Origin of the sequence: Psychrilyobacter atlanticus DSM 19335 (genome assembly GCF_000426625.1) — a bacterium.
In the GTDB taxonomy this organism is placed as follows: domain Bacteria; phylum Fusobacteriota; class Fusobacteriia; order Fusobacteriales; family Fusobacteriaceae; genus Psychrilyobacter; species Psychrilyobacter atlanticus.
Genome location: NZ_KE384547.1, coordinates 404359 through 418666, shown reverse-complemented (window position 1 = coordinate 418666; position 14308 = coordinate 404359). Strand labels below are relative to the sequence as shown.

Genomic DNA, 14308 nt, shown 5'->3' with positions numbered 1-14308 from the left:
TTTTATCATGCTCCTATTAATTTTCTACTATGCTTGGGCAAAATTCTTTTTATGAGAGAAGCTATAAAACACGACCCCATGGTTATCACAAAAGCAATTATTAATAGACCTAATATCCCGCTCTGAAAATTTAATCCCAGAATTTTCTTTAACTCCATACCATTCATAAGGAGGTACCCATGGATAAAAAACACTGCAAAACTATACTTAGCCATAAAGTCCAATATCCATATTTTTTTATTTTCTAATCTATGAAGTAAGATCATCAAGAAATAGATCATAAATACCTTTTGATAGATCGTTAGATCTATTCCATTATATTCAAAAATTGTTTTTTGATAATTATATGGATGATCGAGCACTACCCCCTGGAAATAACCTAGAGCTAAAAATCCCATAGCCAGCCATATCTCCTTACCCTTTAGTTTTTCATAAATAATCCCCTTATTTATAGATGACCAAATCCCCATTACATAGATCGGTGAAAAATAAATAAGTGACTGTAAGGTATTAAAATTGTTAGTCGGCCTGTGGATAAAACTTGATAAAATTATCCCTGCCACTACCAATATAATTTGTGTTTTATTACTTAATTTTATATATCTCAGATAGATTGGAGAAGCTACAAATAATAAGATTGCAAAAGGTATATACCAGTAGGCTATCATATGGTAACCTGTTCCATAATAAAATAAAATTGCAGTAATTTTATTATTTATCTCTATTCCTATATTTTTTAAATTCAAATAACTTCCTTTAATAAATACAGCTTTGTAAATTACATAACTAGACATGATTAAATAAGGTAGTACTACATTTTTTCCCTTGTTCATCAGGAATTTTTTGTAGTCAAATGTTCTCTTATAAAAAACATGATGGAACATAAATCCAGATACAAAGACAAATAATGCTGTCCCCCCAGTAGCTATAGCTTCAAAGGTTTTTTCTGCCCCTGTAGTCGCTTCAAATCCTGCCAGCCAATAACTATGTCCTAAAACAATTATAAATATAGCTATTCCTCTAAAATAATTTATAGAGTTTAAAAACACTCTCTCACCTCTTTTTTACTTTAACAATCCGATTCTATTCAATGGCCAAAATCTTACAAAAGCTTTCCCCTCAATCCTGTGCTGGGCTACAAATCCCCAAAATCTAGAATCAGAACTTCCGTCGGTATTATCTCCTAGTGCTAAGAAATAATCCTCAGGTATTATAGTTTCTACAGTTTCTCCAGATAACAATTTGTTTAATACCTCTTCATCATGGATATAATCCAATATCATCCCTGTTTTTTTTCCATTTATATAAAAATCTACATTTGGTAATACCTGAGCCAGTGCCCCAGGTTTATCCAACAGATATTTTTGAACTTCAGCTATTTTCACATTATTTTGTTTAAATTCTTCACTATAATTCTCCATAGGAATTATAGTCAATTCATCCCCTTTTTTAGGAACTATCCACTGGTTATAATCCAACTGTCCTAAATTAGAGTATCTTCTGTCAGACACCTGTTTCCCGTCTATTACCAGTTTTTCTCCATAGATCTCTACAGTCTCCCCTGGGAGCCCCATTAGTCTCTTTGTGTATAAAACCTTATTTTCTACAGGTTCTTTGAATACGATTATGTCTTCCCTTGAAGGCTCGGTGAATTTATATATCACCATGTTTCCAAACAATCTATCTTTTGGAACGATAGTCGGGATCATAGACCCTGTTGGCACTAAAAAATTTCCTAAATAAAATTTTTGAATTATAAGTACCAAGATTAACGCTGATCCTATTGCCTCAGTAAAGTTAACAGTTTTTTTTATCCCTATTTTTCCATATTTAGACTTTATATTTAATTTTTTAATTATAGATTCTGAAAACCTATCCCTGTAAACTCTTATCTGTGCCACTACTTTTTTTTCTTTTAACCATAAGAAAATAAAAAAAGTCGTAAGTATCACATAAAATATCCCGTTTATTATCAATTTATTAGTTTCCATATAAGCCCCTAATCCTCCTCTAAATTCCTTATAATATCTGCATATTCTACCATATTTATCATTTTTTTTCCACGAATAAAAACCTCGAAAACTAACGATGCTGACCATAATTGAATTCAACACCTAATTTCCATAGATTATTTTTTAGTTCCAATTACAAACATGCCCATTAATGAGAACATCTTATATAATTTATTTTATTTACCACCATCTTTTACCTTCTATTAACTATACTTTTTATTGAGTGCTTTTAAAATTGCAAAGGTCTCTAAATCCATCTCTCCCGTCACTCTAGCCGGTCTGAAATGAGCTTGAAAAGCTCCTATAACCTTTATAGTTTCTCCATCATTTTCTCCGCTTATTTTAATTCCATAACCATACCTTCTAAGTTCCATCTGAATATCTGCTTCACTATATTTCCCGTACAATTTTTCATCATAAAATTTATGAAAATCTTCCATCTCATACCAAGCTCCTACACCATACTTTCTATACAACTCCTCCCATGGAAACATTGGTCCCGGATCTTGTTTTCTTGTAGGTGCTATATCTGAATGTCCCAATATATTTTTAGGAGATATCTTATATTCCTTTACCAAATCTTGGAGAAGTCTTCCTATTTTTTTTATTTGGTAATCCTCGTAGGGATAAAATTCTCTGTTAGCTATATTTTTAACTTCACTTTCCGTATCTAAATCTACAACTGTTTTCTTGTACCCTTTATTAACTATCTCTATCCCTATAGAACTGTCATTTAAGTTGGTTCTACCTCCAAATTCACTTATACCTGCATGCCATGCTCTTTTTTCAAGGGGTACTAATTGATATATGGAGTCCCATCTTTTATCTGTTACCAAATAATGGGAACTTACTTTTCCCTGAGTCAGCGCTCTAATGGATCTGTCTGTATCTATGGCAGTATAATGAAGTATTATAAACCTCACCCTCTCATTGTACCCTGTTGCCTTATAACTCTTGTTATCTATATTGTAACAAGAAGTAAACATAAGTGCTCCTGCTATCAGTAATATTATTCTCATCATTAATTTACCTCCTTATAACTATTTTTTATTTATCTTAACTTCATTATACTCTATTTTCTAATATCATCTCTAAATATTTGTTATTACATTCAATATAGTGTAAACTTCTAGTGATTCTAAAAAACATATATATATGGAGGCACTATGAAATTAATCATGATACTTATGACCCTTTCTTTCCTTATCTCTTGCGGTAAGAAAGAAGTCGAAAAAGAAAAAGAGATATTTAAAATTATTGAAACGAGAGAAATCAAAAATTTAGGAGCTACAAGTTATACCTATGAACATATAAAAACAGGTGCTCACGTTATTTATTTAGACGACCAATCTCCTGAAAAAGTTTTTGGTATTGCATTTAAAACTCCCGTAGTGGATGACAGTGGAGTAAATCACGTATTTGAACACGCTGTTTTGCAGGGTTCAAAAAAATACCCGGATAAAAATTTATTCTATGAACTGGATACGAAAAATATCCCGTCATTTTTAAATGCCATGACCGGTCAGGACTATACAGTTTATCCGTTCTCCGCAGTGGAACCAAAATCTTTTGATAATTTGATGGATATCTATTTAGATGCAGTTTTCAATCCATTGGTATTAGAAGATGAAAACACCTTAAAAAGAGAGGGATGGAGATATGATAGAAATCCAAATAACGGTGAACTAATCATAAATGGGATAGTTTACAACGAGATGAAGGGAGCTTTTTCCAATCCATATAGAAACCTATCTTTTAGAATGAATAGATTGATGTATCCAGATGAGATGGCAAACTACAGGTTTTCTTCTGGAGGGTTACCTAATAGTATTCCAAATCTAGACCTAGATCACCTAAGAAAAACTCATGAAAAATACTATACTCCTTCTAATTCAGTTGTGGTTTTAGCAGGAAAACAGGATATAAAGAAAACATTGGCTAAATTAGATGAATACTACAGCCAATATGACAAAACAGAGGTAGCTGAAATTGAAACTCAAAATACAAAATTAAAGGATGAATTTCATAACGAGAGTTATCCTGCTCCTAAAGGATCCCCAAACATCTATATCTATGGAACCCTTATGAAACCTAAGACTTCTCTACCAGAACTTATGTTTATAACATCTCTTTTGGCCGACTATGAGATCTCACCACTAAAAAAACTATTTGTAGATGAAAAGTTCAGCGGTAGTTTTGGCCTGTATAATGATAATACTATCCAACCAAGAGGATATTACCTTATCCAAGGTGCAAAAAAAGAAGAGGTTGCTAAATTTAGGAAATTGATGGACGCTAAGATGAAGGAGATCGCTAAAACAGGAATAGACCCTGAGATAGTTGAACTAGCTCTAAGAGACTATAAAAAACAACTGGCTAAGTCTCAATATTCTAAAGAAAGAGCCTCGGATCTCACAACCAGTATAGCTACAAGTTATTTTTATTATGACAAACCATATCTATTCATCTCTGATGATAAGATAAAAATATTGGAAGATTTGGCTAATAATCCTGAAAAAATTAAACAATTAATAGGGGAATACTTCATAAATAATACCAATAAATTGGAGATTTTCTTCACTCCAAACGAAGATCTTTTAGCTGAAAATGAAACCATAGAAAAAGAAAAATTGAGTGAATTTGAAAAAAGTCTAAACAATAAAGAATTAGAAGATTTAAATAGTGAGATTAAAAAATTCAATGCCTGGTCAAAGGAACCTGTGGATAAAAAAATTATCGATTCTATCCCTAGTGTGAAATTAAATGACCTTTCTGACTCTGAAATTCCTACTGTAAAAAGAAGTGAAGAATCTGTAGATGGAGTCACATTTGTAGACAACGATATCAATACCTATGATATTAACTTAGTTTCTTTAAAGTTCGATGCCAGCGGTTTAGATCAATCTGAAAAACTAGACTCGGAGTTATTTTCATATCTGATGACAACCAGTAGTACCAAAGACTTTTCCTTTGAGGAGATCTCAAATAATTTAACTAAATATTTTTTCAAACTTGGTTTAAACAACAGGACTTCTCTTTTGGATAACGACAATATCTCTAGAAGATTTGTAATTAATTTTGAATATCTTCAGGACGACAATACAGAAGTATACAATACACTGGAAAATATATTCTTAGAAGGAAATTTTGATAATAAATTAGAGATCAAAAAAAGATTAGAGGGTCTCCGTGACTCAATCTTAACCAGCTCTTCAGATGCCAATGTCATCAACAGGATGTCGGTAATAAAAGCTATGTCTATGATCAATCCAAACTATAACTATTATTTAGATGAGGAAGTTAATTTTGGTGGAAGAGGTTATTATGTCTACCCTCCTATGCTGACTAAATTAAATAAAATTTTAGAAAATTATGATGAAAATTTCCTACAACTACAGAAAGATATGAAAAATATCAGAGAAAAAATATTCAATAAACATAACTTACTTATCTTTTATGCTAATAGGGGCAACTATCAAAACTTTAAAAAAGACATTACACCTCTTTTAAGTAAGATGAAAGATATACCTATTGAAAAAGAAAGTTATGGAAAGTTAGAAAATTCTAATCTAGCCATTACAGTCCCAGCTCAGAATGGATCTACCTCTTGGGGTAATAACCTGGTAGACATGGGTTATGAGTACAACGGAAAATATAAGATCATGTCTAATATGATCAATGAATATTTAAACAACAAAATCAGAGTGCAAAATGGTGCCTATGGTGCCTGGTTCTATATCACATTAAACAGGGATATCGTAGCTTCGTCTTACAGAGATGGTGAAGTGGATAAAACTATCGATACTTACAAAGAAATACCTAATTATTTAAAAGGTGAGCTGAATATAAAACAAGAAAAGTTTGACGGGTTTATCTTGAAAAGTATGGCGAAATACTATCAGGCCTATACTCCTGATACCCTTATGAACCTTTCATACACCCACTATCTTTATGATATAAGTTTAGAAGATATGGAGAGGGAAAAAGCAGAAGTTTTATCTACTTCTAAGAAAGATATTCCAGAATTTATCGAGATAATGACTAAGTTTAGTGAGCAAAAACATTATTCTACTGTAAACAATGAAAATATCATAAAAGAAAAAGGAAGTAATTCTCATTTCGATAAAATCATCGAATTTGAGGAGATAAAATAAGGTAAGTTAAGAATCAAAACTAAAAAAGCTGTGGAAAATTCCGCAGCTTTTTTTAATTTTGATTTTTCAATCTTTTTAAAGCATAATTAATTAGGTGCTGTTATACTTTTTATTTGAGGAGGTTGTCATCATGAAAGAATTTATCGATAGTCATTGCCATATATTTAATATCGTTGATATTCCATTATACGAAACGATCCAAGGAAAGGTAAATTTCAATACTTTTTCAAAGCTTTTTTTAGGAACTGCTGTACCTTTAGCCGGTGCATTGTACGGAACCAGCAAAATCAAGGAGATAGAGAAAAAGAAAGATTTCATTAAATTTTTTGAAAGAAGTTTAAAAGACAGTATATTTAAATTTGAAACCCATCTATTAGATCTAACCGGCGGTGATACCGATATATTGATAACCCCTTTAATCATAGATTTTGATTCTGTAAAAGAGGATGAAGATAATTTTTCTAATTTAGAAGCCCAGACTAAAAGATTGATAGATGCAATTGATAAATCATCATCCAAATTAAAAATTAAAATCTGCCCGTTTATAGGATTTGACCTCAGAAAATTAATCTTAGCAGATGGATTGCAGCAAATACAAAATTTATGGAAAAATTATGGCTTTGCTCCCCAAAAAAATACTACTATAAAAGAAATTAAAAACGGAAGTATCTTGGGGATTAAATTATATCCTCCAATGGGGTTCAACCCTTATCCAGCAGAAAATAGAGAAAGATATTTAAAATTTTATAGATGGTGTGTTGAAAAAGATATCCCCATTACCGTCCACTGCCAAGAAGGAAGTTATGGAGGCAACAGTACAAAAAAAGAGATTAAAAATTATACGAACCCTTTAAATTGGCTGAAACTTTTCAACGATAATCCGGAACTCAAAAATTTGAAGGTAAACTTTGCTCATTTTGGTGGGGAAGATGGAGTAGAAGACATGCTTGATCCTTTAAAAATATGGGTTGGAGGTATAGATAAAAATTCATGGACCTATACCATAATTAAATTACTTCAAAAATACCCAAACACATATTCTGATATATCAGCATATAGTTATGGAAAAAATAAATTAAATGATTTTTCCAGTAATTTGAAAAAAGTTATTGAATTTGATTATAAAGGTAAATTTATTGAGGGAGAATTTAGACTCAGTGATAAACTCCTGTGGGGTTCCGACGTTCCCATGGTTTTATCCGATGTTTGTTATGAGGCACATTATAAAAATTACTTCAATAAATTTGAAAAGGTAGTTAAGTCAGCAAATATAAGTGACCTCCATAAAAAAGAGTTTTTAGAAAATCTTGTTATGAATAACCCTAAAGAGTTTTTAAATTTAAAATAGCTATAGCTTCCTTCTATAAGATAAAAAAAAGCTGTGGAATTTTCCACAGCTTTTTACATGATTACATATTTTCTTTTACTTTAGCTACTATATCTTTTGCCCTTAATCCGTATTCGTCTAATAATTGGTTACCTGTTCCAGATTGACCAAATTGATCATAGATTCCTAATTTCTTGATAAGAGTAGGGTGAGTTTCTCCTAAGAATTCAGAGATAGCTCCTCCTAATCCTCCTATTACTGAATGCTCTTCACAAGTTACAATAAACTTTGTCTCTTGTGCTGCTTTTAAGATAGTAGGACCGTCTAATGGCTTAATTGTAGAAACATTGATTACTCTAACTGAGATCCCTTCTGCTTCTAATGTCTTTGCTGCTTCCATAGCTTCATGAACTAACATTCCTGTAGCTGCAATTGTAACATCTGTTCCTTCTTTTAAAGTATCAGCTATTCCAATCTCAAATTTATAATCAGTGTCTTTATAGATATCTTCAGTATCTAATCTTCCAGATCTAAGGTATACAGGACCATCGTATTCTGCTGCTGCGAATACCATTTGTCTTGTTTCTTCTGCATCTGCAGGACATAATACTACCATTCCTGGGATAGATCTCATAAGAGACATATCTTCTACAGATTGGTGTGATCCTCCGTCTTCTCCTACAGAGATTCCTGCATGAGTTGGAGCTATTTTAACATTTAATTTTGGATATGCTATAGTATTTCTAATTTGTTCGAATCCTCTTCCTGCTGCGAACATTGCAAATGTAGAAGCAAATGCTACCTTTCCAGTAGTTGCGAATCCTGCTGCTGTAGCCATTAAATCTGCTTCTGCAATTCCTACATTGAAATGTCTTTCAGGGAATTCAGATTGAAATATTGCAGTCTTTGTAGATTTAGATAAGTCTGCCTCTAAAACCACTACATCTTTATTTATTCTTCCTAATTCAGCTAACGCTTCTCCGTAAGCTTGTCTTGTAGCTTTTTTACTCATTTTTTTGGCCTCCTATTAGTTATTACAACATTCTACGTGACTTAATTCTTCTAATGCTTTGTCTGTTTCTTCAGATGTAGGAGCTACTCCATGGAATCCACATACGTTTTCCATAAACGAGATACCCTTACCCTTAGTAGTTTTAGCTATAACCATTGTAGGTTGACCTTTATGAGCCTTAGCAGCTTCTAAAGCTCCTAATATCTCCTCGAAGTTATGACCATCTATTACGATTACATTCCATCCAAATGCTCTCCATTTTTCATCTAATGGTTCAACACCCATTACTTTATCTACATTTCCATCTATTTGTAAGTTATTAGAGTCTAAGAATGCACATACATTGTCAAGGTTATAGTGAGCTGCAGTCATAGCTGCTTCCCATACTTGACCTTCTTGTACTTCTCCATCTCCTAATAACGCATATACTCTATATGATTTATCATCTAATTTTGCTGATAATGCCATACCATTTGCTACTGATAACCCTTGTCCTAATGAACCTGTTGAGATATCTACTCCTGGTAATTTTTTCATATCCGGATGCCCTTGTAAAGGTGATCCAAATTTTCTAAGTGTTCCTAATAACTCTCTATCAAAATATCCCTTCTCTGCTAATGCTGCATATAATACTGGTGCTGCATGTCCCTTTGATAAAACGAATCTATCTCTGTCTGCCATCTTTGGATTTTTTGGATCAACGTTCATTTCATTGAAGTATAGTGCACTCACTATATCCGCTGCCGATAAAGATCCCCCTGGATGTCCTGATTTTGATTTACAAATCATAGTCACAATATCTTTTCTTATCTGTGTAGCTTTTTCCGTTAACATCTTGATATCTGCCATTTTAACTCCTTTTTAAATAAAAATTAGTGTACATTATTTGTTTTTTCTAACAACATTATATGTAATATACTAGTTATTGTCAAGTTATAAAAAATAGTATAGAGTTCAGAATCTTGAATTTTAAACTTAAAATCCAGCGCTAACTCTGCCATCCATACTATAATTCAATTTATTTATTTTACCCCTTCCCAGTCAGCTAAGAATTTAGCTATTCCTGCATCTGTTAATGGATGTTGAGTCATTTTTTCAATTACACCAAGTGGCATAGTTCCAATATGTGCTCCTGCTTTAGCTGCTTCCTTTGCATGCAATGGATTTCTGATACTTGCAGCAATTATTTCTGATTTTATATTGTGCACACTAAATATTTGTACAATCTCTCTGATTAATTCGATTCCATCTACACCAATGTCATCTAATCTTCCTAAGAATGGTGATACAAATGTTGCTCCTGCTCTAGCTGCTAATAGTGCCTGGTTAGGAGTAAAAATTAGAGTTACATTAGTTTTTATTCCCTTTTTAGATAGTGCAGAACAAGCTTTTAATCCCTCTATAGTCATAGGTAACTTGATTGTAATATTTGGATGAATTTTGATTAGCTCTTTAGCTTCTTCTAACATCTTAGGAGCTTCTAGTGAGATTACTTCTGCACTTATAGGCCCATCTACAATAGATGTTATCTCTGTTACAACCTCTTTAAATACTCTTCCTTCTTTTGCAATAAGTGATGGATTTGTAGTTACCCCACAAATAACACCCATATCATTAGCTTTTTTTATGTCTGCCACATTTGCCGTGTCGATAAATATTTTCAATTTTATTCCCCCTTGGATGTTTGCTTTTACAAACATATTTTAATAGCTGATAATTAAGTTTAAAATCATAAGTATCCTAACCCTAAATTATACATAAGGAAATATACTTATTTTTTCATTAATTTCCTACAATTTATGCCCAAATAAAACCTTTGATCTTATAAGTTATTTTACTACAATCTATAAGTTATAAATATGCCTTTTGTCCTAAAAATAGGTGTGAATTTATTTTTCTAGCGTATTATTATTTTATTAGTATATAGAAAAATTTCTTTATGGTTACCTCTAATAACATAAAATACACCTCTTTTAATAGAGTAAATGGGAAGAAATTTCTTCCTCCCCATCCTATCTAATCTTATTATTTTGTGATTAACTTTAACTCTACTGGGATAAACTTAGGAGTTTTTTCTCCATTTATTATCTTATTTGCTGTTTCTACCCCTTGAGATCCGATTAATTTAGGCTGTTGAGCTACAGTTGCTGCCATCTCACCTTTTTTTACTGATTTTACAGCGTCATCAGTAGCATCAAATCCTACTACTAATATATTTTTATTGTTTCCAATAGCTCTTAGTGCTCCTAAAGCCATCTCATCATTATGAGCAAATACACCGTCTATTTTTGGCTGAGCTTGAATCATGTTTTCCATTACATTAAGTCCCTTAGTTCTATCAAAGTCAGCAGCTTGTCTACCTACTACATCTAAGTTTCCTTTAGCAACATCATTAAATCCTTTTCCTCTGTCTCTTGCTGCAGTTGTTCCTGGAATTCCTTCTAATTCAACTATTTTAGCATTTTTACCTAACTTTTCTAAGATAAATTCACCAGCCATTTTTCCTCCAGCTGCATTATCTGATGCAATATGTGTAACTACGTTTCCTCTGTTTGCACCTCTGTCTAAAGTTACTACAGGTACTTTTGATCTATTAGCATTTCTTACTGCTCTATACACTGCATCTGAATCTGTAGGATTGATTAATATTACATCTACTCCCCTTACAATAAGATCTTCTACATTTGATAATTCTTTAGCTGGGTCATTTTGAGAATCTAAAACTATAAGTTCCATATCTAGTTTTTTCGCTTCATCCTGTGCTCCCTCTTTTAGATCTACAAAGAAAGGATTATTTAAAGTAGATACCACTAGTCCTACCTTTCCCTTAGCAAAAGCTACAGTTGACATCATTCCAATACAAAGTCCTACAACCAATAATTTTAATGTTTTTTTCATTTTTTAGCCCCCTTTTTATTTATGTGTTTTTCTATCAATTAAAACTGCTGCTAATATAACTATCGCTTTTATCATCATCTGATAATACGAAGATACATCCAATAAATTTAATGCATTTCCTAAGACTCCTATGATCAGTGCCCCTGTTATAGTTCCTGATATACTTCCTATTCCTCCAGAAAGCGAAGTCCCTCCTAATACTACTGCTGCAATGGCATCTAGTTCATACCCTGTTCCTGCTGTAGGCTGAGCTGATCCCAACCTAGATGTAATTATGATTCCTGCTAGGGCAGCTAATCCACCACTTATAGCATACACTTTAACTTTTAATTTTTCTACGTTTATTCCAGATAATTTAGTAGCTTCTTCATTTCCACCTACGGCAAAAACATACCTACCAAATTTTGTATTTTTTAAAACATAATTACACACTGCAAATACTGCTATCATAATATATATAGGTACTGGAATCCCAAAGAAATATCCTCCACCTATGGTATCAAACAAGAGTGCGTTATCTCCAAATCCCATAGAAATTGGTTTTCCATCTGTAAATACTAAAGTTGCACCTCTAAGTAATGTCATAGCTACCAAGGTTGTTATAAAAGCCTGTAATTTCCCATAACTTATAAAACTTCCACTGATTGCTCCTAATATAGTTCCTAATATTATAGTTATTATTAAAACTATATAACCGTTGACTCCCCCAGCTAACATACTGGCAGATACTGCCCCACAGATAGCCAAAATAGATCCTACTGAAAGATCTATTCCCCCTGTTAATATTACAAAGGTCATCCCCGCTGCTATTATTGCATTTATAGATGTCTGTCGGAGTATATTCAGTAAGTTCGCCGTCGATAAGAATCTAGGATTTAATATCGAAACTATCACTCCAAATATAATCAGACCTACCAAAGGTTTATTTTTTAACAATTTATTTTCTTTTTTAATTATTGCACCATCTAATACTGTACTAGTTTTCATCTATCTCCTCCTTCATAACACCTATAGCACACTTCATTATCTTTTCCTGTGTGGCTTCTTCTCTGCTGAATGTCCCTGTAATAGTTTTGTCATACATCACCATTATTCTGTCACTGAGGCCTAATATTTCCGGCATTTCAGAGGAAATTATAATTATACTCATCCCTTGATGTTTAAACTCATTTATGAGATCATATATCTCTTTCTTAGCTCCTACATCCACTCCCCTTGTGGGTTCATCCAAAATTAATATTTTCGGGTTAGTCATAAGTGCCTTAGCTATGGCTACTTTCTGCTGATTCCCCCCACTTAGATTTTTTATAAGTTGATCCATTGTAGGAGTCTTTATATTAAATTTCGATATAAATTCTTTTACTTCTATCTTTTCTTTTTTTTCATCTATTTTTTTATATGCATTTTCAAACTTTAACAGGGAAGACAAACTCATATTTTCTTTTACAGAAAGTCCCAGTAACAATCCGTCTCCTTTTCTATCTTCTGAGACATAGGCTATCCTGTTTTTTAGTGCTTCCTGAGCTGAATTAATCTCTACTTTTTCTCCATCTATATAGATTTGACCACTTGTTTTTTTGAAACATCCATAGATGGTCTTTGCTAACTCTGTTCTACCAGCTCCCATAAGACCTGCTATCCCTAATATTTCTCCTCTTTGAAGGGAAAAATTAATTTTTTTTGTCTCTTCACCATTCAAGTCTTCTACTTTTAAAGATACATCTCCTAATTCAGTTTCTATCCTAGGAAATTGATCTTTTAATTTTCTTCCTACCATCTTTTCGATTATGTGATCTTCAGTTATATCCGCTACTACAGCTTCATCTATAAACTTTCCATCTCTCATAATCGTAGCATAGTCACATATTTCAAATATCTCTTTTAACCTGTGAGAGATATATACTATACTTTTATTTTCAGCTACTAACTCCTTAATTACATTGAACAAACTCTCTGTTTCGGTGTCTGTAAGAGCATCTGTAGGCTCGTCCATAACTATTATTTTAGCATTCTGAGAGAGAGCTTTTGCTATCTCTATCATCTGTTTCTCTCCAATACTTAGTTTTCCTACCAATTCTCTAGATGAATATCCTAGATTTAATTTCTTCAAGATTATATCTGCCTCGTCGAACATCATATCCCAGTCTATTCTGAAATTTTTAGTCAATTCCCTTCCTAAAAAAATATTTTCTGCTATGGAAAGATGATCTATTAAGTTTAATTCCTGATGAATTATGGATATCCCTGCATCTTGAGATTCTTTGGGCCCATTAAATTCTACTTCTTTACCATTGTGTTTAATGATTCCTGCATCCCTTTTGTATATCCCTGTCATTATTTTCATCATAGTTGATTTTCCTGCACCATTTTCACCAAGTAAGGCCATTACCTTTCCTTGATATACGTTTAGTTTGGCTCCATCCAATGCTCTTACCCCTGGAAAATCTTTAATTATTCCTGAAATTTCTAATATTTTTTCCATATATTTTTCTCCTTAGAACGTTACTCCTGATTTCAAAATAATATTAGCATATGGTGTACACTCTCCAGTTCTTACTACAGCTTTACTCTCCTTAGTTATCCCTTTAAATTCTTCGTGGGATACTTCTATAATGTTTATCTCTCCACATTTTTTTTCCAATAATTTCAATAACTGGGTATGGAATTCTCCACTTATATCTTTCATCTCCTTGGCAATTACCACTTCTTCTACCTTTAATTCATCCAAGATTACTTCTAAAGTTCCTAAAAAAGTAGGTACGCCTTTTTCTACTGCTAAATCTATTCTCTTTACCTCGTTTGGAATTGGTAACCCTGCATCTCCTACAGTTATATGATCTGTGTGTCCCATCCTAGATATTACAGAATTGATCTCACTATTTAATAATCTTCCTTTTTTCATAAA

13 protein-coding genes are annotated in these 14308 nt (G+C 32.5%); 2 read left to right on the top strand and 11 right to left on the bottom strand.

The features are described from left to right. Positions 1-5: 5 nt before the first annotated feature. The 3 genes from K337_RS0102415 to K337_RS0102405 all read right to left on the bottom strand — a co-directional run bounded on the left by K337_RS0102415 (position 6) and on the right by K337_RS0102405 (position 3034). Positions 6-1049, bottom strand: a complete 1044-nt coding sequence (locus K337_RS0102415) for an acyltransferase family protein (protein ID WP_028855173.1) — start codon at positions 1047-1049, stop codon at positions 6-8. 15 nt (positions 1050-1064) lie between these two features. After that, a complete protein-coding gene (gene lepB, locus K337_RS0102410; protein WP_342663210.1) occupies positions 1065-2114 on the bottom strand; it encodes a signal peptidase I in 1050 nt (349 codons plus the stop codon). 101 nt (positions 2115-2215) lie between these two features. Next, the gene (locus tag K337_RS0102405; protein WP_245584861.1) at positions 2216-3034 is read right to left on the bottom strand and encodes an N-acetylmuramoyl-L-alanine amidase; all 819 of its coding nucleotides are present in this window, start codon (positions 3032-3034) and stop codon (positions 2216-2218) included. Between the two features lie 144 nt (positions 3035-3178). Here K337_RS0102405 and K337_RS0102400 point away from each other — a divergent pair, with 144 nt between their 5' ends. Together K337_RS0102400 and K337_RS0102395 are read left to right on the top strand one after the other, a co-directional pair. Then, positions 3179-6166, top strand: coding sequence for an insulinase family protein (locus K337_RS0102400; RefSeq protein WP_028855170.1), 2988 nt, complete (start codon positions 3179-3181; stop codon positions 6164-6166). A gap of 130 nt (positions 6167-6296) precedes the next feature. Continuing rightward, positions 6297-7514 (top strand): amidohydrolase family protein, encoded by a 1218-nt coding sequence (locus tag K337_RS0102395; protein WP_028855169.1) that lies wholly within the window; start codon positions 6297-6299, stop codon positions 7512-7514. A 61-nt stretch (positions 7515-7575) separates the two neighbouring features. Here the strand turns inward: K337_RS0102395 and K337_RS0102390 are convergent, their stop codons facing one another. The 8 genes from K337_RS0102390 to rbsD all read right to left on the bottom strand — a co-directional run bounded on the left by K337_RS0102390 (position 7576) and on the right by rbsD (position 14305). Continuing rightward, complete coding sequence (locus K337_RS0102390) at positions 7576-8505, bottom strand: transketolase family protein (RefSeq protein WP_028855168.1); 930 nt, start codon at positions 8503-8505, stop codon at positions 7576-7578. 15 nt (positions 8506-8520) lie between these two features. Continuing rightward, entirely contained in the window at positions 8521-9354 is an 834-nt protein-coding gene (locus tag K337_RS0102385; RefSeq protein WP_028855167.1) for a transketolase, read from the bottom strand. Positions 9355-9377: 23 nt separating this feature from the next. Continuing rightward, positions 9378-9506 carry a hypothetical protein gene (locus tag K337_RS20340; RefSeq protein WP_281168322.1) on the bottom strand — a complete coding sequence of 43 codons (129 nt, stop codon included), beginning with the start codon at positions 9504-9506 and terminating at the stop codon, positions 9378-9380. 21 nt (positions 9507-9527) lie between these two features. Beyond that, positions 9528-10169, bottom strand: a complete 642-nt coding sequence (gene fsa / locus K337_RS0102380; protein WP_028855166.1) for a fructose-6-phosphate aldolase — start codon at positions 10167-10169, stop codon at positions 9528-9530. A 361-nt stretch (positions 10170-10530) separates the two neighbouring features. Next, on the bottom strand, positions 10531-11403 hold the full coding sequence (gene rbsB, locus K337_RS0102375; protein ID WP_028855165.1) for a ribose ABC transporter substrate-binding protein RbsB: 873 nt from the start codon (positions 11401-11403) through the stop codon (positions 10531-10533). A gap of 15 nt (positions 11404-11418) precedes the next feature. Next, positions 11419-12390, bottom strand: coding sequence for a ribose ABC transporter permease (gene rbsC / locus K337_RS0102370; protein ID WP_051251569.1), 972 nt, complete (start codon positions 12388-12390; stop codon positions 11419-11421). Further along, complete coding sequence (rbsA, locus tag K337_RS0102365) at positions 12380-13885, bottom strand: ribose ABC transporter ATP-binding protein RbsA (RefSeq protein ID WP_028855163.1); 1506 nt, start codon at positions 13883-13885, stop codon at positions 12380-12382. The genes rbsC and rbsA overlap by 11 nt, the downstream gene beginning before the upstream one ends. A gap of 12 nt (positions 13886-13897) precedes the next feature. Next, complete coding sequence (gene rbsD, locus K337_RS0102360) at positions 13898-14305, bottom strand: D-ribose pyranase (protein ID WP_028855162.1); 408 nt, start codon at positions 14303-14305, stop codon at positions 13898-13900. Positions 14306-14308 lie beyond the last annotated feature (3 nt).

What these genes read in the sequence shown, in the direction of transcription:
- K337_RS0102405 (WP_245584861.1), bottom strand. Translation starts at nt 3,034, where the DNA reads ATGATGAGAATAATATTACTGATAGCAGGAGCACTTATGTTTACTTCT.
- K337_RS0102400 (WP_028855170.1), top strand. Translation starts at nt 3,179, where the DNA reads ATGAAATTAATCATGATACTTATGACCCTTTCTTTCCTTATCTCTTGC.
- K337_RS0102395 (WP_028855169.1), top strand. Translation starts at nt 6,297, where the DNA reads ATGAAAGAATTTATCGATAGTCATTGCCATATATTTAATATCGTTGAT.
- K337_RS0102390 (WP_028855168.1), bottom strand. Translation starts at nt 8,505, where the DNA reads ATGAGTAAAAAAGCTACAAGACAAGCTTACGGAGAAGCGTTAGCTGAA.
- K337_RS0102385 (WP_028855167.1), bottom strand. Translation starts at nt 9,354, where the DNA reads ATGGCAGATATCAAGATGTTAACGGAAAAAGCTACACAGATAAGAAAA.
- K337_RS20340 (WP_281168322.1), bottom strand. Translation starts at nt 9,506, where the DNA reads ATGGCAGAGTTAGCGCTGGATTTTAAGTTTAAAATTCAAGATTCTGAA.
- rbsB (WP_028855165.1), bottom strand. Translation starts at nt 11,403, where the DNA reads ATGAAAAAAACATTAAAATTATTGGTTGTAGGACTTTGTATTGGAATG.
- rbsC (WP_051251569.1), bottom strand. Translation starts at nt 12,390, where the DNA reads ATGAAAACTAGTACAGTATTAGATGGTGCAATAATTAAAAAAGAAAAT.
- rbsA (WP_028855163.1), bottom strand. Translation starts at nt 13,885, where the DNA reads ATGGAAAAAATATTAGAAATTTCAGGAATAATTAAAGATTTTCCAGGG.
- rbsD (WP_028855162.1), bottom strand. Translation starts at nt 14,305, where the DNA reads ATGAAAAAAGGAAGATTATTAAATAGTGAGATCAATTCTGTAATATCT.